Origin of the sequence: Frondihabitans sp. VKM Ac-2883 (assembly GCF_015350875.1) — a bacterium.
GTDB lineage: Bacteria > Actinomycetota > Actinomycetes > Actinomycetales > Microbacteriaceae > Frondihabitans.
In genome coordinates this window covers 138,760-160,034 of record NZ_JADKSF010000003.1, presented here as the reverse complement: position 1 = coordinate 160,034, position 21,275 = coordinate 138,760, and the positions used below count along the sequence as shown (strand labels likewise).

The 21,275-nt window shown below is 66.0% G+C and carries 17 protein-coding genes; 8 read left to right on the top strand and 9 right to left on the bottom strand.

What is annotated here, in order from left to right:
* Positions 1-32: 32 nt before the first annotated feature.
* Positions 33-272, bottom strand: a complete 240-nt coding sequence (locus ITJ49_RS06965) for an acyl-CoA carboxylase epsilon subunit (protein ID WP_194603246.1) — start codon at positions 270-272, stop codon at positions 33-35.
* Positions 269-1,867, bottom strand: a complete 1,599-nt coding sequence (locus ITJ49_RS06960; RefSeq protein WP_370544405.1) for an acyl-CoA carboxylase subunit beta — start codon at positions 1,865-1,867, stop codon at positions 269-271. Before ITJ49_RS06960 ends, ITJ49_RS06965 begins: the two co-directional genes overlap by 4 nt.
* Before the next feature lie 141 nt (positions 1,868-2,008).
* Here ITJ49_RS06960 and ITJ49_RS06955 point away from each other — a divergent pair, with 141 nt between their 5' ends.
* The 5 genes from ITJ49_RS06955 to purE all read left to right on the top strand — a co-directional run bounded on the left by ITJ49_RS06955 (position 2,009) and on the right by purE (position 6,608).
* Positions 2,009-2,824 (top strand): biotin--[acetyl-CoA-carboxylase] ligase, encoded by an 816-nt coding sequence (locus ITJ49_RS06955; protein WP_194603239.1) that lies wholly within the window; start codon positions 2,009-2,011, stop codon positions 2,822-2,824.
* Between the two features lie 3 nt (positions 2,825-2,827).
* Entirely contained in the window at positions 2,828-3,403 is a 576-nt protein-coding gene (locus ITJ49_RS06950; RefSeq protein ID WP_228514185.1) for a PH domain-containing protein, read from the top strand.
* 20 nt (positions 3,404-3,423) lie between these two features.
* Complete coding sequence (locus ITJ49_RS06945) at positions 3,424-4,767, top strand: UDP-glucose/GDP-mannose dehydrogenase family protein (RefSeq protein WP_194603236.1); 1,344 nt, start codon at positions 3,424-3,426, stop codon at positions 4,765-4,767.
* Complete coding sequence (locus ITJ49_RS06940) at positions 4,767-5,903, top strand: 5-(carboxyamino)imidazole ribonucleotide synthase (protein WP_194603232.1); 1,137 nt, start codon at positions 4,767-4,769, stop codon at positions 5,901-5,903. Before ITJ49_RS06945 ends, ITJ49_RS06940 begins: the two co-directional genes overlap by 1 nt.
* 237 nt (positions 5,904-6,140) lie before the next feature.
* Positions 6,141-6,608, top strand: coding sequence for a 5-(carboxyamino)imidazole ribonucleotide mutase (gene purE / locus ITJ49_RS06935; protein WP_194603988.1), 468 nt, complete (start codon positions 6,141-6,143; stop codon positions 6,606-6,608).
* A gap of 75 nt (positions 6,609-6,683) precedes the next feature.
* On the opposite strand, the gene ITJ49_RS06930 is transcribed toward purE, so the two are convergent.
* The 3 genes from ITJ49_RS06930 to ITJ49_RS06920 all read right to left on the bottom strand — a co-directional run bounded on the left by ITJ49_RS06930 (position 6,684) and on the right by ITJ49_RS06920 (position 10,772).
* Complete coding sequence (locus ITJ49_RS06930) at positions 6,684-7,829, bottom strand: glycosyltransferase family 1 protein (RefSeq protein ID WP_194603229.1); 1,146 nt, start codon at positions 7,827-7,829, stop codon at positions 6,684-6,686.
* Between the two features lie 115 nt (positions 7,830-7,944).
* Positions 7,945-9,405 carry a glycosyltransferase family 2 protein gene (locus ITJ49_RS06925; protein ID WP_194603225.1) on the bottom strand — a complete coding sequence of 487 codons (1,461 nt, stop codon included), beginning with the start codon at positions 9,403-9,405 and terminating at the stop codon, positions 7,945-7,947.
* Complete coding sequence (locus tag ITJ49_RS06920; RefSeq protein ID WP_194603222.1) at positions 9,402-10,772, bottom strand: glycosyltransferase; 1,371 nt, start codon at positions 10,770-10,772, stop codon at positions 9,402-9,404. The genes ITJ49_RS06925 and ITJ49_RS06920 overlap by 4 nt, the downstream gene beginning before the upstream one ends.
* A gap of 191 nt (positions 10,773-10,963) precedes the next feature.
* Between ITJ49_RS06920 and ITJ49_RS06915 the strand changes: the two genes are divergently transcribed.
* From ITJ49_RS06915 to ITJ49_RS18180, 3 genes are read left to right on the top strand one after another with little or no spacing between them, the layout of a single operon-like run.
* The gene (locus ITJ49_RS06915; RefSeq protein WP_055959440.1) at positions 10,964-11,785 is read left to right on the top strand and encodes an ABC transporter permease; all 822 of its coding nucleotides are present in this window, start codon (positions 10,964-10,966) and stop codon (positions 11,783-11,785) included.
* Complete coding sequence (locus tag ITJ49_RS06910) at positions 11,782-12,510, top strand: ABC transporter ATP-binding protein (protein ID WP_194603219.1); 729 nt, start codon at positions 11,782-11,784, stop codon at positions 12,508-12,510. Before ITJ49_RS06915 ends, ITJ49_RS06910 begins: the two co-directional genes overlap by 4 nt.
* Positions 12,511-12,556: 46 nt before the next feature.
* A complete protein-coding gene (locus ITJ49_RS18180) occupies positions 12,557-15,199 on the top strand; it encodes a CDP-glycerol glycerophosphotransferase family protein (protein WP_194603216.1) in 2,643 nt (880 codons plus the stop codon).
* A gap of 79 nt (positions 15,200-15,278) precedes the next feature.
* Here the strand turns inward: ITJ49_RS18180 and ITJ49_RS06900 are convergent, their stop codons facing one another.
* From ITJ49_RS06900 to ITJ49_RS06885, 4 genes are read right to left on the bottom strand one after another with little or no spacing between them, the layout of a single operon-like run.
* Positions 15,279-16,130 (bottom strand): DUF6270 domain-containing protein, encoded by an 852-nt coding sequence (locus ITJ49_RS06900; RefSeq protein ID WP_194603213.1) that lies wholly within the window; start codon positions 16,128-16,130, stop codon positions 15,279-15,281.
* Positions 16,131-16,158: 28 nt separating this feature from the next.
* Complete coding sequence (locus ITJ49_RS18175; RefSeq protein ID WP_370544404.1) at positions 16,159-16,872, bottom strand: acyltransferase; 714 nt, start codon at positions 16,870-16,872, stop codon at positions 16,159-16,161.
* 51 nt (positions 16,873-16,923) lie between these two features.
* Positions 16,924-19,581, bottom strand: a complete 2,658-nt coding sequence (locus tag ITJ49_RS06890; protein WP_194603210.1) for a CDP-glycerol glycerophosphotransferase family protein — start codon at positions 19,579-19,581, stop codon at positions 16,924-16,926.
* Positions 19,578-21,245, bottom strand: a complete 1,668-nt coding sequence (locus ITJ49_RS06885) for a DUF563 domain-containing protein (protein ID WP_194603207.1) — start codon at positions 21,243-21,245, stop codon at positions 19,578-19,580. Before ITJ49_RS06885 ends, ITJ49_RS06890 begins: the two co-directional genes overlap by 4 nt.
* Positions 21,246-21,275 lie beyond the last annotated feature (30 nt).

Genomic DNA, 21,275 nt, shown 5'->3' with positions numbered 1-21,275 from the left:
GACGGACGGGGCCCGTCGGGGTGCACGCTGGGTCAGGCGCTGTGCCGGTTCCACTGCCCGGCGCCGACGCGGAGCGGCGCCCGCAGGGGCCGCTGGCTCTCGGCCCAGGCACTCGACGCCCGAGGCAGACGCCGGGCCGAGCTCTCGTCGCGCGCGGCGGCCTCAAGAGCCGCCAGCACGGCGGTGACCGCGGCCAACTCTTCTGCAGAGGGGTTGCCGGATACGACCTGGATCGTAGGATCCTGCGGTCCGTCTGCCAGCGAACCGTTCACAGCGGGATGTTCCCGTGCTTCTTGGTCGGCTGAGAAGCCCGCTTCGTGCGCAGCGCCCGAAGCGCCTTGATCACTGCGGTGCGGGTCGACGACGGCTCGATGATGCCGTCGAGCTCGCCGCGCTCAGCCGCGAGGAACGGCGACGCCACGTTGTACGTGTAGTCGTTCGCGAGCTTCGTGCGCACGGCCGAGACGTCTTCACCGGCCTCGGTCGCCCGCTTGATCTCGGAGCGGTAGAGGATGTTGACGGCGCCCTGACCGCCCATGACGGCGATCTCGGCCGTCGGCCAGGCGAGGTTGATGTCGGCGCCGAGCTGCTTCGACCCCATGACGATGTACGCCCCGCCGTACGCCTTGCGCGTGATGACGGTGACGAGGGGCACGGTGGCCTCGGCATAGGCATAGAGGAGCTTGGCGCCGCGGCGGATGATGCCGGTCCACTCCTGGTCGGTGCCCGGCAGGAACCCGGGGGTGTCGACGAGGGTGAGGATCGGGATCGAGAACGCATCGCAGAACCGCACGAAGCGGGCCGCCTTCTCGCCGGCGTCGATGTTGAGTGTGCCGGCCATGACGTTCGGCTGGTTGGCGATGATGCCGACGGAGCGACCTTCGACGCGGCCCAGGCCGACAACGATGTTCGGTGCGAACAGCGGCTGGACCTCGAGGAACTCGCCATCGTCGACGACGTGCTCGATGACAGTGAGGATGTCGTACGGCTGGTTCGCGGAGTCGGGAATCAGGGTGTCGAGTGCGGCGTCGGAGTCGGTGGTCTCCATCTCGGGAGCGACCTCGTAGACCGGAGGGTCGGTGAGGTTGTTGTCGGGCAGGAAGCCGAGCAGCGTCGCCACGTAGTCGAGCGCGTCGTCTTCGTCGGCGGCGAGGTAGTGCGAGACGCCCGAGATCGTGTTGTGCGTGAGGGCGCCGCCGAGCTCTTCGAAGCCGACGTCTTCTCCGGTGACGGTCTTGATCACGTCGGGGCCGGTGACGAACATCTGGCTGGTCTTGTCGACCATGACGACGAAGTCGGTGAGAGCGGGGGAGTACACGGCACCACCCGCGGCCGGGCCCATGATGATCGAGATCTGGGGGATCACGCCGGAGGCGGCCGTGTTGAGCTTGAAGATCTCGCCGTACTTGCCGAGTGCGACCACGCCCTCCTGGATGCGGGCTCCGCCGGAATCGAGGATGCCGATGATCGGCACGCCGGTCTTGAGGGCGAGCTCCATCACCTTGATGATCTTCTCGCCGGCGACCTCGCCGAGCGATCCGCCGAAGGTCGTGAAGTCTTGGGAGTAGATCGCTACCTGACGGCCATTGATCGTGCCGGTGCCGGTGACGACAGAGTCGCCGTAGGGCCGCTTCGCATCCATGCCGAAGGCCGTGGTGCGGTGCCGCACGAACTCGTCGAGCTCGACGAACGAGCCGGAGTCGAGGAGCCCGTCGATGCGCTCGCGGGCGGTCTTCTTACCGCGGGCGTGCTGCTTCTCGATCGCGGTCTCTTCGGGCGCCGTCACTGCCTCGTGGAAGCGCTTCTTGAGATCGGCGACCTTGCCGGCGGTGGTGGCGTGGTTGGTCTGCGGGGTCTCTGGGGTCACGGCGACAACTCTATCTTCCAGTCGCGACTCGGGCTGGAGCGCCGGGCCTGCACCCCCGGAGCTCCCGGCGCGCTCCTTGGAGCGCCGGGCGCATGCGCCCCGGAGTGCCCTCATCCAGGTGGTGCTGAGAGGATTCGCCCTATGAGCGACTCTGAGCAGTTCCCGATCACGAGCGGGCTGATATCCGAATTCGACTACCGCCAGACGACCGGGTCGACCAACGTCGACCTCGTCGAGGTGGCATCCGAGCGAGGTGACTTCGCGGTCGTCGCGTCGCTCGACCAGACCGCCGGGCGCGGCCGGCTCGATCGTCAGTGGTCGTCGCCCGCGGGTGAGTCGCTGGCCGCGAGCGTGCTGCTGCGCACCCGCACCGCGTCGGGCCATCCGCTTCCGATCGACTCGTGGGGGTGGTACCCGCTGATCGGCGGGGCCGCCCTGCGGCAGGCGGTCGCCGACCTTCTCCCCGAGGCTCACGTCACGCTCAAATGGCCGAACGACGTGCAGGTGTCGGGGCGCAAGATCTCCGGGATCCTGGCCGACCTCGTCACGGTCGACGGTGTGTTCGACTCGGTCGTACTCGGCACCGGCATCAACCTGACCATTCCCGCCGATTGCCTCCCGACCCCGACGTCGACGTCGCTCGTCGTGGAGGGGGCGAACGGCAGCGCTCTGCACCTCGCCGACGCGGTGTTCGGCGCCTACCTCATCCACCTCCGGCGTCTCGTCGGGCTACTCGCCGAAGGAGAGCCCGACGGCATCGAGGCGGTGCGGCAGGAGGTCACCGCGGCCTGCGACACGCTCGGGCGCCCCGTCCGGGTCGAACTGCCCGACGGGATCCTTCTCGAGGGCGTCGCCGAGGGGCTCGACGGTGCCGGCCGACTCGTCGTCCTTTCGAATGATTCGCACGATCCTCTGACGATCGCCGCCGGCGACGTGACCCACCTGCGGTATGAATGACGCATGACCTCCCCTGACCAGCGCCCGGCCGAGCCCTTCGGCGAGCCCGCGCGCGAGGAGGTCATAGCGAGGCTGCGACCGCACGCTCGCGTACTGTTCTGGCCGTCGCTCGTGCTGATCGTCGTGTCGGGGCTCGGCGGCTGGTTCAACGGTCGCCTGCCGGAGCGCTGGCAGAACGACGCCGTACTGATCGCGGCGCTCGCGCTCATCCTGCTTCTCTTCGTCATCCCTCTGCTCGCCTGGCTCGGTCGGCACTACACGATCACGACGAGGCGCATCATCATCCGGCGCGGGCTCTTCGTGCGCACCCGCCAGGAGCTCATGCACACCCGCGGCTACGACCTCACGGTTCGCAAGAACAGCGCGCAGAGCCTGTTCGGATCGGGCGATGTGCTGATCAACTCTGGGCTCGACCGGCCCGTCGTGCTCTGGGACGTCCCCACGGCCGACCTCGTGCAGTCGACCCTGCACGATCTAATGGAAGAAAACATCTCGGCGGTGGCGAGGCTGCGGCAGCAAGAGCAGTCGCACGCACCCGACGGATCGACCCTGTGGAACGGCGACGAGCGTCACGGCTGACTTCCGTTAGGGTCGTGCACGTGAAGATCTCAGTCATCGGTTGCGGTTATCTCGGGGCAGTCCACGCGGCCTGCATGGCCGAGCTCGGTCACGACGTCGTCGGCATCGACGTCGACGAACACAAAGTCGCCGAGCTCCAAGCCGGTCGGGCCCCGTTCTTCGAGCCGGGCCTTCCTGAAGTCCTCGGCCGGGCACTCGCCTCCGGGCGCCTGCGGTTCACTACCGACATGTCGGCCGCGGCCGAGGCGACCGTCCACTTCGTCGCCGTCGGCACGCCTCAGACCAAGGGCAGCTACAACGCCGACCTCACCTACGTCAACGCCGCCGTCGATGGTCTGCTGCCGTTCCTTTCGGCGGGCGACCTGGTGGTCGGCAAATCGACGGTGCCTGTCGGAACGGCCGCTCGTCTCGCAGCCGTCGTCGAGGCTGCAGCCGTCGAGGCTGCGGGTGCTCCTCAGGGCGAACGGTCCAGCGCGACTCTCGCCTGGAACCCCGAGTTCTTGCGCGAAGGCTTCGCCGTTCAAGACACCGTCGCCCCCGACCGCTTCGTCTACGGCGTGCCCGCGGGCGAGGCGGGCGAGAAGGCCACCGCCGTGCTCGACGAGGTCTACGCCACGGCGCTCGCCACCGGCACCCCGCGCATCGTCACCGACTACGCCACGGCCGAGCTGGTCAAGGTGTCGGCGAACGCGTTCCTCGCGACCAAGATCTCGTTCATCAACGCCATGGCCGAGGTTGCCGAGGCCACCGGTGCCGACGTGACGCAACTCGCCGACGCGATCGGCCACGATGCCCGCATCGGCCGCAAGTTCTTGAACGCGGGGCTCGGCTTCGGCGGTGGCTGCCTGCCCAAAGACATCCGGGCTTTCCGCGCGCGCGGAGACGAGCTCGGTCTGCACGACACCCTGTCGTTCCTCGGAGAGGTCGATGCCATCAACCTGCGCCGTCGTGAGCGCGTGGTGACGCTGACTCGCGAGCTCGTCGGTGACCTCGCCGGCGCCAGAATCGGTGTGCTCGGGCTCGCGTTCAAGCCGAACTCCGACGACGTGCGCGACTCGCCGGCCCTCGACGTGGTGAAGAAACTCGTCGACGCTGGCGCCATCGTCACGGCGTACGACCCCGAGGCGAACGACACCGCCCTCCGCAGCCTGCCGACGCTGACGGTCGCCTCGACGGCCGCCGAAGCCATCGCGAGTGTCGACGCAGTGCTCGTGCTGACCGAGTGGACCGAGTTCCGCGAGCTCGACCCGAGCATCGTCGCCGGCGCAGTGGCCAAGAAGAACGTGGTCGACGGCCGCAACTGCCTCGATCCCGTCGCCTGGCGCGCGGCCGGCTTCGAGGTCCGCGGTCTGGGGCGCCCCTGATGGCGCTCCGCGTCGGAGTGATCGGCGGAGGCCAGCTGGCGCGCATGATGGTGCCACCGGCGGTGCACCTGGGCCTCGAGATCTCGGTTCTCGCCGAGACCGAGGGGTCGAGCGCCCGCCTTGCGGCGACGCAGGTCGGCGACTACCACGACGTCGAGACCGTGCTGGCGTTCGCTCGCGGTGTCGATGCGATCACGTTCGATCATGAGCATGTGCCGCAGACCGTTCTGCGCGCTCTCGTCGATGCCGGCGTCGAGGTCCATCCGTCACCCGAGGCCCTCTTCGTCGCGCAAGACAAACTCGTCATGCGCGAGCGGCTGAGCGCCCTCGGTCTTCCCGTACCCGACTGGGCTCGACTCGAGACCGCTGCCGACCTCGATGCCTTTCTCGCCGAGCACGGCGGCCGCGTGGTCGTCAAGACGGCTCGCGGCGGCTACGACGGCAAGGGCGTTCGCGTCGTGTCGTCGTCGCAGGAGGTCGCCGACTGGTTCGACGGTCTCACCGACCCCGCGACCGGTGGGGCCCTCCTCGCCGAAGAGCTCGTCGAGTTTCGCCGTGAGCTCGCGCAGTCGGTGGCGCGGCGCCCGAGCGGTGAGATCGTCGCCTGGCCAGTGGTCGAGTCGATCCAGCGGGACGGCGTCTGCGCCGAGGTGCTCGCACCAGCACCGCGGTCGGCCGGTCGCATCGCCGACATCGCCGAAGACATCGCCCGGAGGGTCGCGACCGAGCTCGGAGTGACGGGCGTTCTCGCTGTCGAATTGTTCGAGACGATCGACGACCGGATCCTGATCAATGAGCTCGCGATGCGCCCGCACAACACCGGCCACTGGTCGATCGACGGGTCGACGACGAGCCAGTTCGAGCAGCACCTCCGAGCAGTGCTCGACCTGCCGCTCGGCGACACCGGCACCCACGCCGATTGGAGCGTCATGGTCAATGTGCTCGGCGGGCCGTCCGACGGCACGATGGCCGACCGGTTGCCAGCGCTGATGGCCGATCAGCCGGGCGCGAAGGTGCACGACTACGGCAAAGAGCCCCGGCCGGGCCGCAAGGTGGGGCACGTCACCGTGCTGGGCGACGACCTCGACGATGTGGTGTACCGGGCACGTGCTGCAGCGCAGTTTTTCGCAGGCTGAGGCGTGATTTCGGCTAAACCCTCACGAACGGCGTAGACATGCCGCCTAGGGTGAGGGTTTGTGCCGGCCCTGCGGGTGTGTGCCGGCGGGGCGGGCCTGTGCCGGTCGCGCGGGTCTGTGCCGGACGTGAAGTCTGTGCCGATCGTGAGGGTCTGTGATCCTGGCTAGGCTCGTAGCGTGACCGACACCAGCTCTGCACCCACCGCCAACTCCGCCACACCGCTCGTCGCCCTCGTCATGGGCTCCGACTCCGATTGGGCGACGATGAAATCGGCGGCCGACATCCTGACCGAGTTCGGCATCGCGCACGAGGTCGAGGTCGTCTCCGCTCACCGCACGCCCGACAAGATGATCGCGTTCGGCAGAGCGGCGGCCGGCCGGGGCGTCCGCGTCATCATCGCCGGTGCCGGAGGGGCAGCGCACCTGCCCGGAATGCTCGCGTCGGTGACCACGCTCCCCGTGATCGGCGTGCCCGTCGCACTCGCGAAGCTCGACGGACTCGACTCGCTACTGTCGATTGTGCAGATGCCCGCCGGTATTCCGGTTGCCACGGTGTCGATCGGTGGGGCAGCAAACGCCGGGCTGCTGGCAGCAAGGATCCTCGGGTCGTCCGACCCGGCGGTCTCAGCACACCTCGCCGACTACGCGAGCAGTCTCGCCGAGCTCGTCGAGGAGAAGAACGCGAAGCTCAAGCTCTCGCTGTAAGCGACAGCGACAGCGACAGCGACAGCGACATCAACAGCACTAGCGACAGCGGTACGCGGCAACCCCGCGCACCTTCTACAGGTCGGCGTGCAGCTGCCAGACCTTCTCGGCCGAGTCGCGCCAGCTGAAGGCACGCGCGCGGTCGAGCCCGGCCACTCCGAGTCGGGTGGCCAGCTCGAGGTCGTTGACGACCTGGAACATCGCCTGCGCGAGCCGCTCCGGGTAGCCCGTGGCGTCGTCGCGGGGCACGGTGATGCCGGCCCCCGCTGCGACCTCGACGAGCGCGGGGGCGTCGGAGTGCACCACGGGGGTGCCGAAGCTGAACGCCTCGATCACCGGCAGCCCGAAGCCCTCGGCGACCGACGGGAACACGAAGACGCTGGCGCGCTGCAAGAGCACCGACAGGGCTTCGTCAGAGACCCGGCCGAGGATCCGCACGCGCCCCTCGGGCAGACCGAGCCGGGCAACCACGTCGTCGATGTGCACGTCGCCCCAGCCCTCGGGGCCGACGATCAGCAGCGGCACATCGGGGGCGTCGGGGTGAGCCATCGCCTGAAGGAGAGGCTCGAGGCCCTTGCGGGGTTCGAGGGTGCCGACGCTGAGCACGTAGCGTTCGGGCAGGTCGAGCTCGTCGGCGATGCGGGCGGCGATCGCCTCGTCGGGGGCATCGAGTTCGGTCGAGACGGCGCCGCCGATCACTCGGATCCGGTCGCCGAAGGGGAAGATCTCGTTGAGCTCGGCGGCGACGGCGTGGGTCGGCACGACGACCGCGTCGGCGAACCGGTAGGCGCGCTTGGTCATGGCCCGATGCCAGCGGACGCCCTGGGCGGTGAGGGTCGACGGGTGGGTCCACGGCACGGTGTCGTGGATCGTCACGGCGGTCTGGGTGGCCGCGTCGAGCGAGCGGTCGTGCTTGTAGAGCGGGGTCATCAGGCTGGTGCCGTGCACCATGCCGCGGCCCGGAAAGCCGATCACACCGGTCTGCCAGGCGACCGAGAGCTCGCGGCGGCCGAGCACGGAGCGGTAGAGACCGGCCAGCCCGGGAAGCTTGTCTTCGAGGCGGTCGTACGCCTCCTGCGGGTGAGCGGCGACGACGCCCTCGACGTCGCAGCCCCGCGGGGCGACCTGGATCAGCTGGCGCGTGAGCTCTTCGGTGTAGCGGCCGATGCCGCCGGGAACCGGGGCGAGGATCTGATCGACCACGACGCGAAGTGTCAGCATGCTTCGATCACTCCTCCGCAGGTACGCGCAGTCGAAGCGCAGTCGGTCGGGAAGACAGTATCAGTGTCCGGGGTCACCGCCTGAGAGACCGCCCGGACGGCGAGGCAGCGGGCCGTCACCGGTTGAGGACGCCCCTCAGGAACCGCGACGCTCGTGGCGACTTGGCGCCGATCCAAAGCGCGAGACGTCGTCCGCGCGAGGGCCGGAGCGGGTAGCCGAGGATCCCGGAGGCGAGCCCCGCATCGACGAGCCACGTCCAGCGCAGCCGGAGGTGCGCAGGGTCGATCTCGCGCTCCGCCACCTCGATCACGGCTCGAGCGGCCGCCTCGTTGTCGTCGATCACGATCCACCGGTCGGCGAATCGTTGCGCGATGCGCTCCACCGCTTCGATGCGGTGGTAGTCGACCCGCTGCGACCAGGTGCTGTTCCGGGCCGGGCCGTCATCGATAAGGATCCAGCGGGGCGCGAGTTCATTGAGCCGGACGAGGCGCGCCAGATCGTAGATCGGGCCGAGCGCTAGGGCGACGTCGTACAGCGAGTCGACGCGGCTCTGCGCCGTGATGAGGGCGGACGGAACGAGCTCCCGCGCCTGCGCCAGCACCTCTTTCGGCGTGATGAGCGTCACGACGACCCCGCGCCCGAGGCGGTGCACGAAGTCTTCGATGTCGCGCAGAACGGCGTCGGTGCTCTCTTGCACGAGGTCGATGGCCAACCGGATCACGTCGTCACCGCGGTCGAACGCGTCGGCGAAGGTGTCGACGGGGTCGCGACCGCGCTGGTAGAAGTAGCCGAGCGCACCGACGTAGAAGGGGTAGCGCTCGATGAGCAGCTTCTCGTGCCCGAACCGCAGGCGCGGTCCGCGGTCGCCCGAGAAGCTCGTCGATCCCGTGTGGAACACGAGGGCCCGATTGGCGAGAACCGAGGCGTAACCGCGCTGGTTGACGCGGAGGCAGAAGTCGTTCTCCTCGCCGTAGCCGGGCGCGAAGGCTTCGTCGAAGAGTCCGTACCGGTCGATCAGATCGCGGCGGATGAGGAAGCAGAAGCCCATTGCGACCGGGGCGATCGTATAGCGGGGGAGCAGGTCGACGACTGCGGCGTGCACCCGAGCCGAGTGGTCGATCGTGCGGGGCTGGCGCGGCAGCCGTCGGCGGTCGGGGATCGAGGCCAGCGTGGCGTTGTTGCTCCGGGCCGTGATCACACCGTGTGAGGGCGAGAGGGTGAGCACCTCGGCCATCTCGTCGAGGAATCCCGCCGTGACGATCGTGTCGCTGTTGAGCAGCAGCACGTCGTTGCCGGTGGTGTCGTACTCGAGCACGACGCGGTTGCAGTTGCCGACGAAGCCGAGGTTCACGTCGTTGCTGAGGTAGGTCACTTCGGGGTGGCCCTTGATGAGCCGGAGCACCAGCGCCTCGACCTCCTCGTGCCGCGGCCCGCGGTCGTTGCTCAGGATGATGCGGTCGAAATCGAGATCGACGTGGTCGAGCACCGACTCGACGCACTGCTGGATCCCCTTGAGGTCGTCGTACAGCGGCACGACGACGGTGACCGGCCTGCGTGTTCCCCCCACGGCGCTCATCGCCCGGTGATCCTTCGAGCGACGACCCGCGGACTCCGAAGGACCCGCCCGATCAAGCCGCTCCGCGTGACCAGGCGGTGCTTGACGAGGCCGGCGAAAGCACGGGCCGACGTGCCGCCGATCGACGAGTAGGCGGCGGGGAGCTCGAACCAGTAGCGGGCGATAGCGGGGAGCCGGTAGGCGGGTGCCCCGACGAGCGATTCGAGGCGGTCGATGGCGGCGTCGAGGCCGGTGTCGCCGGATCCTACGTGCTCGATGCTCTGACGCGCCGCCTCACCGTGCGCTCGGATCGACTCCGGCGTCGTGGCGTAGCTCTCGAGGGTGTCCGCGAGCCCCGTGGTCGACTCGAGGTCGAACAGCTGGCCGTTGACACCCGGCTCGATCAGCTCGGCGCTGCCGCCGGTGTTCGAGGCGACGACGGGCTTGCCGAGGGTGAGGTATTCGAGGGTGGTGCGGCCGAACGCCTCGATGGTGGAGGCGGTGAGGCACACGTCGGCCCGGGCCACGAAGGCGAAGGGGTTGTCCTGTTCGCCAGCGAAGACGATGCGGTCGTCGACACCGAGCGCACGGGCGCGGTCGCGGAGCTCGAGGTCATAGCCGGGGTGCTTCCACGATCCGACCAAGCAGAGCGATGCCGACACGCCGCGGCGCGCCAGCTCGCCGAGAGCGTCGATGGCCCGGAACTGACCCTTGCTCTCTTCGACGCGACCGACGAGAACGAGGCGGAGACCCGGATCCTTCTGGGGGAACGGCTCCACCGCGGGAGTCTCGCTCGCGAGAGCGGTGAGGCGGTCGGCGTCGACGCTCGGATACACGACAGAGAGGAGCGCAGGATCCATGTGGCCGGCCAGGTGCGCCTCGACGGCTCGCGAGTTCGTGAACACCGCCTCCGACAGCAGCCCGATGTCGCTGAGGGTGGCGTCGCGCCCCTCCTGAAACTGCAGACCGTGATCGAGATCGCCGTACTCGCGCACGAACCAGGCGTGGGGGATGCCGAGGGTCTTCGCCGCGAAGGCGGCCCAGGGCGCGACGATCGTGTTCGTGACGACGAGGTCGGGCTTGGCCTTCTCCATCTCGCGGATCATCGCGGTGACGGCTGCGTAGTCGGCGGTGGCGAACGAGGCGACCTCGGCAGCGGGCGCCGGCTGACCGCTCGGCAGAGCCCAGCCCCGGAACCGGTAGGCGGTGAACGGGAGGTTCTTGGCGCGCAGAGCCTTGATGAACTGGCCCTCGGGCGCCTTGGTCAAGAAGTGCGGATCGAGATCGGGGCGGCGTGACTGCCAGTGCTCGACGAGATGCAGGAGCGAGCGTTCGGCCCCGCCCAGGTTCACAGGCGCAGTGCTGTGATTGCTGAAGAAGACTCGCACTGCGTCAGGCTACTCGGTGTCTGTGCTTTATCATGAATCGGTAAGGACACAATGGCCCCCGGGTGAACTCGAAACCGCCAGGGGGTGAGATCCAAGGCTCGGCCGGATGTCGCGACGTCAAAGTCGCTACGGGGGGCAGTCTTGACAAGCTTCGACCTCAACGGGGTCGGCATCCGGAGCCACTAAGACCTATGACCTATTTGAACGACCTCATCTCGTCGCGCGAACTTCTCGTCAACCTGACGGCGCGTGAGGTAAAGGGTAAATATCGGCGCACTGTCTTCGGGCAGCTGTGGTCGTTGATCAATCCCCTTGCGACGATGGTGATCTACACGATCGTCTACTCCTTCATCTTCAAAGCCCGAATCGAAGTCGGTAACCCGAGCGGCCTCAACGTCTACCCGTTGTGGCTCATGTGCGGTCTGCTGCCCTGGATGTTCTTCCGCCACGTTCTCAACGCGGGGATGACATCGATCGTCTCCAACGGCTCGCTGATCAAGAAGGTGTACTTTCCCCGGATGAACCTGCCGCTCGCCGCGGTGGGCTCGTTCGGTTTCACGTTCCTCATCGAGATGGGCGTGCTCCTCATCGCGCTCGCGGCGTTCGGCTCGTTCATCTGGCCCTGGTTGCCGCTCGTGGCCGTCTCGATCGTGCTTCTCGCGATGTTCGCCACCGGTCTCGGCCTCATGCTGGCCATCGTCAACGTGCACTTCCGCGACATGCAGCACCTCGTCAGCATCGCGCTACAGATGTGGATGTATCTGACGCCGATCATCTATCCGCTGACTCTGGTCGAAGAGGCCGCCCAGAAGGTCAATAAGCCATGGATTCTCGACCTCTACAAGGTCAACCCCATGGAGCGGTTCACCACGGTGTTCCGCAACTTCCTGTACGACAACACCTGGCCTGACTGGACAGACATGCTCTATATCGTGGTGGCCGCTTTCGCGTCGCTCGCTCTTGGTTACTTCATCTTCTCGCGCAACGAGAAGCGTCTGGCGGAAATGCTATGAGCGACGCTGCTGTCACCGTCGAGCATGTGTCGAAGAAGTTCCGGATGTATCAGGAGCGCAACGATTCGCTGAAGAGCGCGGTGATGAACCGGAAGAAGTCGGTGCACGAAGACTTCTGGGCGCTCAAAGACGTCTCGTTCGAGGTGCCCCACGGTCAGACCTTCGGCCTGATCGGCAAGAACGGGTCGGGCAAGTCGACCCTCCTCAAATGCCTCGCCAAGATCCTCTGGCCCGAGTCGGGCGAGATCACCGCCCGCGGCAAGCAGGCGTCGCTACTCGAAGTCGGCTCGGGATTCCACCCGGAGCTCACGGGCCGCGAGAACGTCTTCTTGAACGGCTCCATCCTCGGCATGTCGCGCAAAGAGGTCACGCGCAAGTTCGACGACATCGTCTCGTTCTCGGGCGTCGGGCACTTCATCGACCAGCCCGTCAAGAACTATTCGTCGGGCATGTATGTGCGCCTGGGCTTCTCCGTCGCCATCGCCGTGACACCCGACATCCTCGTCGTCGACGAGGTGCTGTCGGTCGGAGACGCGACGTTCCAGAAGCGCTGCCGAGACAAGTTCGCCGAGATGAAGGCCGATGGCCGCACGGTCATCCTCGTGTCGCACTCGATGGGCACCGTTCGCGACATGTGCGATCAGGTGGCGTGGCTCGACCGGGGAGAACTCCAGGTCGTAGGGCCCGCCAAGCGCGTCATCGACGCCTACACCTCGACCGTTTGACCCGGGGAGGGCTTTGTGCTCGCTCCCGGACGCTAAGGAGATTCGTGTGACCGAGTCGAAGAATTCCGGAGAGCCGACGCTCGCCCTGGTCGTTGCTTTCGGGGGACCGGACGAAGACGTCTCGGCGTTCCTGGCCTCTCTCGTCGACTCGGATGTGGCGGCCGGCGAAACCGAGCTCGTCTTTGTCGGAACCACGTCGGCCGACTCCACCTGGCCGATCGTCGAGGAGTGGGCTCGCACGCGACGCACACCGATCGGGCTCTATCGCGTCGACTCCGAGTCGGCCAGCGAGGCTCGCAACCTCGGCCTGGAGCGCACGACGGCGACGTGGGTCTCGTTCCCGTCTCCCCGCGACGTGCTGGGCGAGGACTACCTGGCAGCCGTCCACAAATTCGTCACCGTTCACGACGACCCGTCGCTGGGCTTGGTCACGGCGCACGTGTTGGAGAACGTCGACGGCACGGTCGTCGACAGCCACCCGTCCCGCGCTCGCTACGAGCGAGGCTCGCGAGTAGCCGACCTGCGGTGGGAGCCGGTGGTGAACATGTCGGTCACGGCCGCGTTCTTCCGCCGAGCCGCGCTGGTCAGTGGCGGCAACGCCTTCGACACGCGCGTGGGCGACTCGTTCGTCGAAGCCGAGTTCGCCACCCGATTCCTGGCTACCCACGGCTTCCGTCGAGTCGGGCTCATGGCCTCGGCCAAGTACATCGCCCGGCAGTTCACCGACGCGTCACCGCTGATCCAGAATCGCTATGCCGAGCGCAGGGCGTACACGGACACGCTGCGGTACGGGCACCTGGCACTCCTCACCGATTTCGACGACGTGACCGAGCGGTGGCTCGAAAACGTCGTGCTTCACGATCTCGCGGGCTACTTTCGGCGAGAGCGCTTCATCCGATCACCCACGGCGCAGGCGTCACCCGCCGATTTCGACGAGTTCCATGCACTCGCCGGGGAGATCCTGCGTCGCCTCGGCGACGACGCCATCCGCTCCTACTCGCTGGAGCGCCTCGACGTCAGCGTTCGCCAGGCTCTCCGGAGCGGGTATGCCGACGAACCGCTGAAGCCCGATGTGGCTGTCCTGGGCCGTGTCGACGAGATCCTCCAGCTGGTCGAGCTCTCGTGGTGGTTCACGGGTGAGATGCCGGCCGAGGCGTTCCTCGTGGATGGCGAGCAGGCAGAACCGGTCTTCGAGACGATTCAAGACTTCGAATTCTTCGGCCGCACGCTCGTCCGATCTCGACGCGTCTGGCTTCCGCGGGGCCAAGCCACTCGGGTGTTCCTCGACGGCAGGCCCGTCCCCGTCGGACGCAGTCGAAACCTCGTGCCGGGTGAGATCCTCACCAGCGCCAGCATCGAGCCCCAGATCCTCGCTCAGCGGCGTCGCCTAGTTGACCCTCTCGCCATCTCGGAACGCGCGGCGCCCCACCTCAAGCGGGTCGTGAAAGAGCGAATCAGCGGCGCACGGGACTGGGTCACCTCGCGTGAGCCGAAGGCCGCGGCCGTCTCGCTCGCGATCCGCTCTCGACGTTCTCGAGAGCGATTCGCGCACGCCTGGGTTTTCATGGACCGAGACACGGATGCGAACGACAACGGCGAACACATGTACCGCCATGTGTGGAAGAACCACCCCGAGGTCAACTCGTGGTTCGTCCTCAGGCGCGACTCCAAAGACTGGGCACGGCTCGAGGCCGAGGGATTCCGGCTCGTTGACTACGGATCGTTCGAGTGGCGTCTGCTCATCCTGCAGGCCGACCATCTCGCGTCGTCGCACATCGCCGACTACGTCGTGAAGCCGTTACCGCAGTCGGTCTTCGGTGCCCCCCGCTTCTATTTCACCTTTCTCCAGCACGGAGTCATCAACTACGACCTCTCTCGCTGGCTGAACAGCAAGAGGCCCGACCTGTTCGTGGTGTCGACCCCGCAGGAGAAGGCGGCGATCGGGGGCCACGGCCCGTATTTCTTCACCCAGAAAGAGGTGGTCCTCACCGGACTGCCTCGCTTCGACTCGCTTCTGAGCAAGCGCGCCTCACTGTCGGACGACGAGAGGGATCTCATCGTCATCATGCCGACGTGGCGGCAGTATCTCGTCGGCCCGCCTATCCCCGGTTCGGGCCGCTGGGCGCGCAACCCCGACTTCGCCGCGAGCACGTTCGCGAAGAAGTACACCGAGCTGCTGACGTCGAAAAGGATCCGCGACCTCGCCGCTCGCACCGGCAAGAAGATCGCTTTCATGCCGCATCCGCTCCTCGGCGAATATCTCGACGAGTTCGTGCTTCCGAGCGACGTCGTCGTGCTCGACTTCGCCGTCGACGGCGTGCAGGATGTTCTCGCGCGAGCGGCGGCGTTCGTCACCGACTACTCATCTCTCGGCTTCGAGGCAGGTCTTCTCGACATTCCCCTGGTCTACTTTCACTTCGACTTCTCGCAGTTCTTCAGCGGGTCGCACAGTGGGCGCCAGGGGTACTTCAACTACGAGCGAGACGGCTTCGGCCCCGTCGTCGAGACGGTCGACGGCATGTATTCGGCGCTCTCCGGCATCGCCGACCGGCAGTACCGATCGGAAGACACCTACGTCGCGCGTACTGCCGCGACCTTCCCTGTGCGCGACGGGCAGTCCGCGGAGCGCGTCCTCGGGGCGATGAAGGCTCTCGAGGGAAGCCCGCGCATCGTCGAGCCCGCTGTCTGAGAAGACGATCTGGCCGGCGTCGGTCGAGCGACGTGACTCCGTCGCATCGACCGGCAGCCGGCGGATGACTCGAGGGTGACTACTGGGCCAGGGTCGCCGAGGGCTCGTGCTCGGGCTCGGCGGCGCCTGTCTTGTCTTCGAGCACGATTCGGTCGAGATCGGCCATGAAGTCGGTGAAGAACGGCCGTCCAAAGTGCCAGGGAGTACGTCCGTACTGGTGCTCGGCGTCTCCGTAGTACGACTTGTCTCTGTTGTCGATCGTCAGAGGCGCGAACTTCTCCTGGATGTAGCTGTACAACTCGTCGTATTTGCCGTTCTCCTGGAGCAGACGGCGGTAGAGGTTGTCACGGGACGTGTCACCGTGCGACTTAATGAAGTTAAAATCGACGCCACCCTCGCGGTAGTACGAGCTGTAGTGGAAGGCATTCATGACGATGCGCGTGTCAGGAAGGCGCTCTTTTGTCCAGGCGAAGAACGCATCCATGGCATCGTTCAGAATCGGCATGTACTTCTTGCTGTCACTCATCATGTGGAGAGTCGTGAAGCCTTTGCCCGCTTTAAAGTAATCCGTCTTGCGGAAGTTGTTCGAGTTGTTGGTGATGTAGGAGTCGAGGAGCTGCGCGATCCCGTAGCGAACGTCGGAGTAGAGATCGAAGAGGAGGTAATCGGGCTTATAAGCCTCGATTTCATCACGGTCCGTCTTCTCCAGGTCTCGATTCATCGTGTTGGTGGCGTGCTCGTTCATGCTCGAGCTAGGAACGATCGCCCGCGCCATTGCCGGTACCACCGGGGCCGACATGAAGCTCACGAGACTGGTTTGCCACGAGAGAGCCCCCACTTCATAGAGCTTCTTGTATTCGGGGTTGTTGCGGGTGATGAAGGCTTCGCGCGTTACACACGAGCCGATTATTGCGAGTTTGATCTTGGTCACTTCGGGCCTTTCGTCTTTACAGCTCTGTTCAATCCTGCTCGGAAGAGTCGTCTTCCGGATCCTCTGTCATGTGCCAGTAGCTCGACTTTTCGACGGTCGAGGCGTCCGGTTTGTAGAACGGTTTCGAGAGCGAGAGGTGCGCTCGCTCCCACGCCACGTTGCGGCGGACGACTTTTGCCGGGGTTCCCACAGCAACACAGTTGTTGGGGAGCGCGCGAGTCACTAGCGAGCCGTATCCGATGACGGTGCCGTCACCGATCGAGGCACCGCCGAGCACCGCGGCTCCCATCCCCAGCCAGACGTGGTTGCCGATGGAGATCGATCGAGACACGTTGACACGATCACCGGTCTCGACGTCGAAGATCGCGTGGCCGTCATCGGCTCGAATCTGAGTCTGGCTGGCGAGCATGACGTCGTTGCCGATCGACACGCTCGTGCCCTCGGTCGCACTGATCACGCAGGTGTTGGTCGACGAGACGTTGTCGCCGATGGTGACCGTCGAATCCTGGCCGATTCGGATCGTTGCGTTGAGGGGAGGTGCACCCTGGCCCGCTCCGATGGTGAGCGACCCGTTGTCGCAGTCCATATCGACGACGAATCGGCCCAGCCGGGCCGTCGAGTCGATCGCGATTCGGTTGTTCTCTCCGCGAATCGTGATTTTGACTTCGCGTGCGTGCTCGCCGGTGTACTCGATCCGATTGCCGCGGTCGTCTTCGAACGCTTTGAGTTCCCGAATGATCACGGATCGAGCCTACCTATCTCTCTGCACATTGCTGCATTGCCGCCGACGGTGTCACCGAGGGCCGCGCTGGTCGAGCTCGAGCATCCGATCGACGACACGTCCCGCGTTGTTCCCGTCTCGGAAGACCAGCTGGGTGGTCATCCGGGTCTCGTACAGGGGTATAGGGTCACTCGATTCACTGTCGAGCGAAGTCGCGGCATCCACGACCTGGTCGACCGTCGACGCCACTGGCCCGAAGCCGTCGTCGAGATACGAGAAGTAGCCGCGACGGGCGTGGCTGCCGTCGAAGAAGGCATCAGCGTCGAAATGGAAGTAGATCATCGGAATGGAGAGGAGGGCTGCGTCGAAAGCGAGAGACGAGTAGTCGGTCACGAATACAGCTGTCCGAGCCAGGACGTCTTGGATGTCGCTCGTTGCATAGTCGAGGACTGTCACGTCAGGGCCGAGGCCGAACGAGTCGAGATACGGCCGGATGTTGGGATGAGGCATGAACGCGAGCTCGAGCCCCCGGCTTCGGAGCTCGCTTTTGAGGCGAGGGTCGCCGAGGAGCTCGGCATAGTGGGTGGCGTAGCTGCTCGACGAGAAGTTCTCCAACCGAGAGCGCTCGTTCGAGCCCGCGCGCTGATCCCCGAGGAGATCTTTGCGCCATGTCGGGGCGACGAGAAAGAGACGTCGGTCGTTGGGCGGGACGGCACTTCGCTTGGACAGAAGAGCGTCGTGTCGAGGTAATCCCGTCAGACGCACCTCGCGCGTGGAGAACCGGTACGGGCCGTGGCCAGCGATCGCGGCATGCTCGGCGGAAGTGGTCACCACGAAGAGATCGGGGTTCTTCGTGTTCAGCCAGCGCGACATGTCGTAGTTGATCACGCCGTGCTGGAGGAACGTGAAGCGGTAGTGCGGACGCCCGTACCGTCGTTCGTCGAGGGGATCGACGACATAGCTGTCGATGTGGGACGACGCGAGGTGATCAGCCCGCAGCAGCAGGATCCGCCAGTCGTCGGACTGGTACTCCACGAGGCGGAAGCCTTCAGCGGCCAGTCGAGACCAATCCCGTGAATCGCGCCTCAAGACGAACCAGGCGTTGATCTCGGGGTGCTCTTGGCGAACGTACCGGTACAGATGCTCCGCGTTGTCACCCGCGTCGGTATCCCTGTCCATGAAGACCCACGCGTGGTCGAACAGTGCTCGTCGTTTCGACGAGCGTGCCTCGAGCGCCAACCGGTGGTCCTGGACCGACGCTCGCGAAAGCGTCCGTCGAACCGATCGCGCGACCCCACGAACAGTCGACGACAGGTGCCTTGAGATCGTCGTCTCAAGGTCGACAAACGGTTCCACGCCGACGGGTCGCTGCCGAAGGATTGCGGGTCGGAGCCGGGCTTCGGTGAGGACGGACTCGGGGGCGAGATCGTCGTCGGCCTGGAAGTCGAGAAAGCGTCCGGCGGCGGCGAGCCGGAGCCCGCCGCCCCGGGCGACCCAGAGCACTCGCTTGCGCAGCAGCACGCGGCCGTAGAACGTGAAGTCCTGCACCGTCTCGTGCTCGGCGACTATCTCTGCTCCGTCGGCGGAGATCCGCTCGTGCGGGAGCTCTCCGACGAACCAATAGCTGAGACAGATCAGCTGCTTCGTCTCGTCGACGGGGCCGAAGACGACGTGGTGGGGGTGCTCGAGCCAGCCCGTGTAGCCGGCCAGGAGCGCCCGCCGATAGAGGTCGTCGACGCCCATGACGGCGAAGGAGGCGATGGACTCCGCGCTGAGGCGCTGCACGATCTCTCGCATCAGCCCGTGGAATTCGTCGAACACCTCCGGGGGAGCGGCGGCGCTTCGGGAAGCGGTGTCTTGCTCGTTACGGAGATACCAGAAGAGGTCGTAGAGAACCATGTTCTCCAGCCACCGGGGAATCGGACCCTGCTCCGCCGCCTCGGTCAGGAGTTCCAGGTGACCGTGCCGCAGGACGCTCGTGTACTTCTCCGGCTTGTCGAAGTGCGTCTGCATGAGCGAAGTGCCGTCATTGCGGGTGCGGTAGTGGTATTTGGCCGATGCCGCGAGACCCACCTTGGGCGACGTCGACGCCAGGAGGTACCTCGCGACGAAGTGCGCGTCCTCGAAGACCGGTTTGATGCGGAGATCGAACGCGATCCCGTTCTCGTCGAGAACGTGTCGGAGGAAGAAGGCGGAGTTGACGCTCATCTGGACGAGTGGTTCGCGCCGGATGTCGGCCACTCGCGAGCCACGGCTGAATTTCAAGCGGAGGCTGTGGTTGTCGGTGAGCCGGCCGGAATCGTCCATTCGCAGCTGGTGGGCGACGACCAGAGCGAGGTCACCGTCATCGTGCGCGGCGAGCATCTTCGCTATCTCGGCGAGATAGGTGTCGCCCAATTCGTCGTCCGCGTCGACGAAGGTGACCCAGCGACCGGTCGCGACTGCGAGACCCGCATTACGGGCGGCCGACACCCACGCATTCTCCTGCTCGACCACGATGCGAGATCCGCCCGGTCTCTCGGCCCACCGCGTCACGATCGCCAGGCTGTCGTCGGTCGAGCCGTCATCGACGAAGACGACCTGCACGGAGGCGATGTCCACGGTCTGCCGTGAGAGCGACGCGAGCAGACGAGGAAGATATCTCGCGACGTTGTAGACCGGCACGATGATGGTCATGCCGGAGGGAGGTGCGGTGTCTGATCCGAATCGGCGGATGTGGGGCTGGGTCACTGGGCGTCTCGATCGATTTGCTGAAGAAGGTCGGTGAGGCACGTCTCGTGCAGGGCGAGGTCGAACTCCCAGGGTGAGTGGAAGGCTTCCTCCGAGAACCTCGTGCCGTGGGCGATGTCCGCTTTCGACCAGAAGTAGTCGACCTGATCGGCCAAAGCAGTCGCGAAGAGGAACTCGTTGCGCGCGGTGTAAGAGTCCTGCGAGAGCACGAGAACGTTCGTGAGATGCTCCGCGTAGAGCATGCTGAACATGCCCGACCCGGCGAACCCGGCGACCACGTCGGCGTTCCCGAAGAGGCTCGCCTGCTCGCTGACCGAGAGGGTCTCCGGGTTCACGACCACGAAGCCGTTGCGTTCGAAGAGGGCTTCGACCTCGGCCGCGTTCCGACAGGCTCTGTTGGTGCTCGAGAGGGTCCGTGAGACAAAGATTCTCTGCGGGGCGTTCTCATCCGTGACGACGAGCTCCCGTCTCAGGCGGTTCCAGGTCTCGCGAATCGCCGGGTGGAAGTGGTGGGTGGCGAAGTTCTGCCAGAGGAGCGAGGCGGAGACGAACGAGTCGACGACCACATCGGAGTCGACCCACTCGATGTCTGCCTCGTCGATGCCGAACGCGGTGAAAAGGGTGCGTTCGACGACCGGGTCGTGGTCGGCGGCGGGTACTCGGCAGATCGCCCGGAGACGAGGATCCCTCCTCCGGGCTTCGTCCCATCCCCAGAGCTTGGCAACGGACTCCGTCATGATGTGCCCGAAGTGCCCCGGTACGGAAGGGCTCAGATCGTAGAAAGCACCCGGCAGAGAGACGGCGTCGTGAGCCGGTGACTGCCGAGTCGCGAATTCTTTGGTGACGTTGACGAGCGCGCCATTGACGTCACTGCCCGACCAGGGAAACCGGAAAGACGAGGGGAGGGCTGTGTTGTCGATGGTCGCCAGCATGGTGTCGCCGAGGCTGACCTCGGTGTCATACCGGCGAAGGGTCCGATTGGAGTACGCGAACGTCGTGTCGGGCATCGTCTGCCCGGTGCCGTGCTGGACGACGATCGTTGACGACGTGTGCTCGCCGTGCGGGAGCTTCGTGATGATCGTGGGGGCTTTGGAACTGAGGCGGAGGGGGAGAAGTGCGTTCGCTCGAGCCTCGCGGACTTTGAAGAGGTGCTCGCCTTTTTTGGTCAGGACGACATAGCCCGATCGAATCGTCCTGCTCCCGAGCGCGTCGCCGAGCATGCGCAATTCGCGAACGGGGCGATGCCGTCCGACGAGCGCATCGAGGGAGGCCACCCAGTCGGGCTCGCTGACCTCCACGGGGGAGACATACGAGCCCCCTTCGATCACGTGCAGGAAAGTCCATTCCCAGAGCAGGATTCGCTCGAGTGATGTCGCCACTCGCAGATCGAGAATGCACTGCACGGCACCGATTGCGGCAAGGCGCTGCGACAGCTCTTCTGCCGCGGAGGCGGGCTCGTCGAGGGGCTTCGCGCCGTCCTCATCCTGCAGGAGCGAAAGGCGATCTCCGAGCAGCGCCCTGAGCGCGGACAGCAACTGCGGTGCGGTGTCTGCAGTTGCGACCGCGACGACGGCGCCCTCTCCTGACAGTTCACGAAAGTCGACGAGCTCCGTTGACGAGCCCCCTGAGGCGATATCAGGAGATCGCCGACGATCGAAGATCATGTGGACATCATATGGCCGCAACGGTGCCGA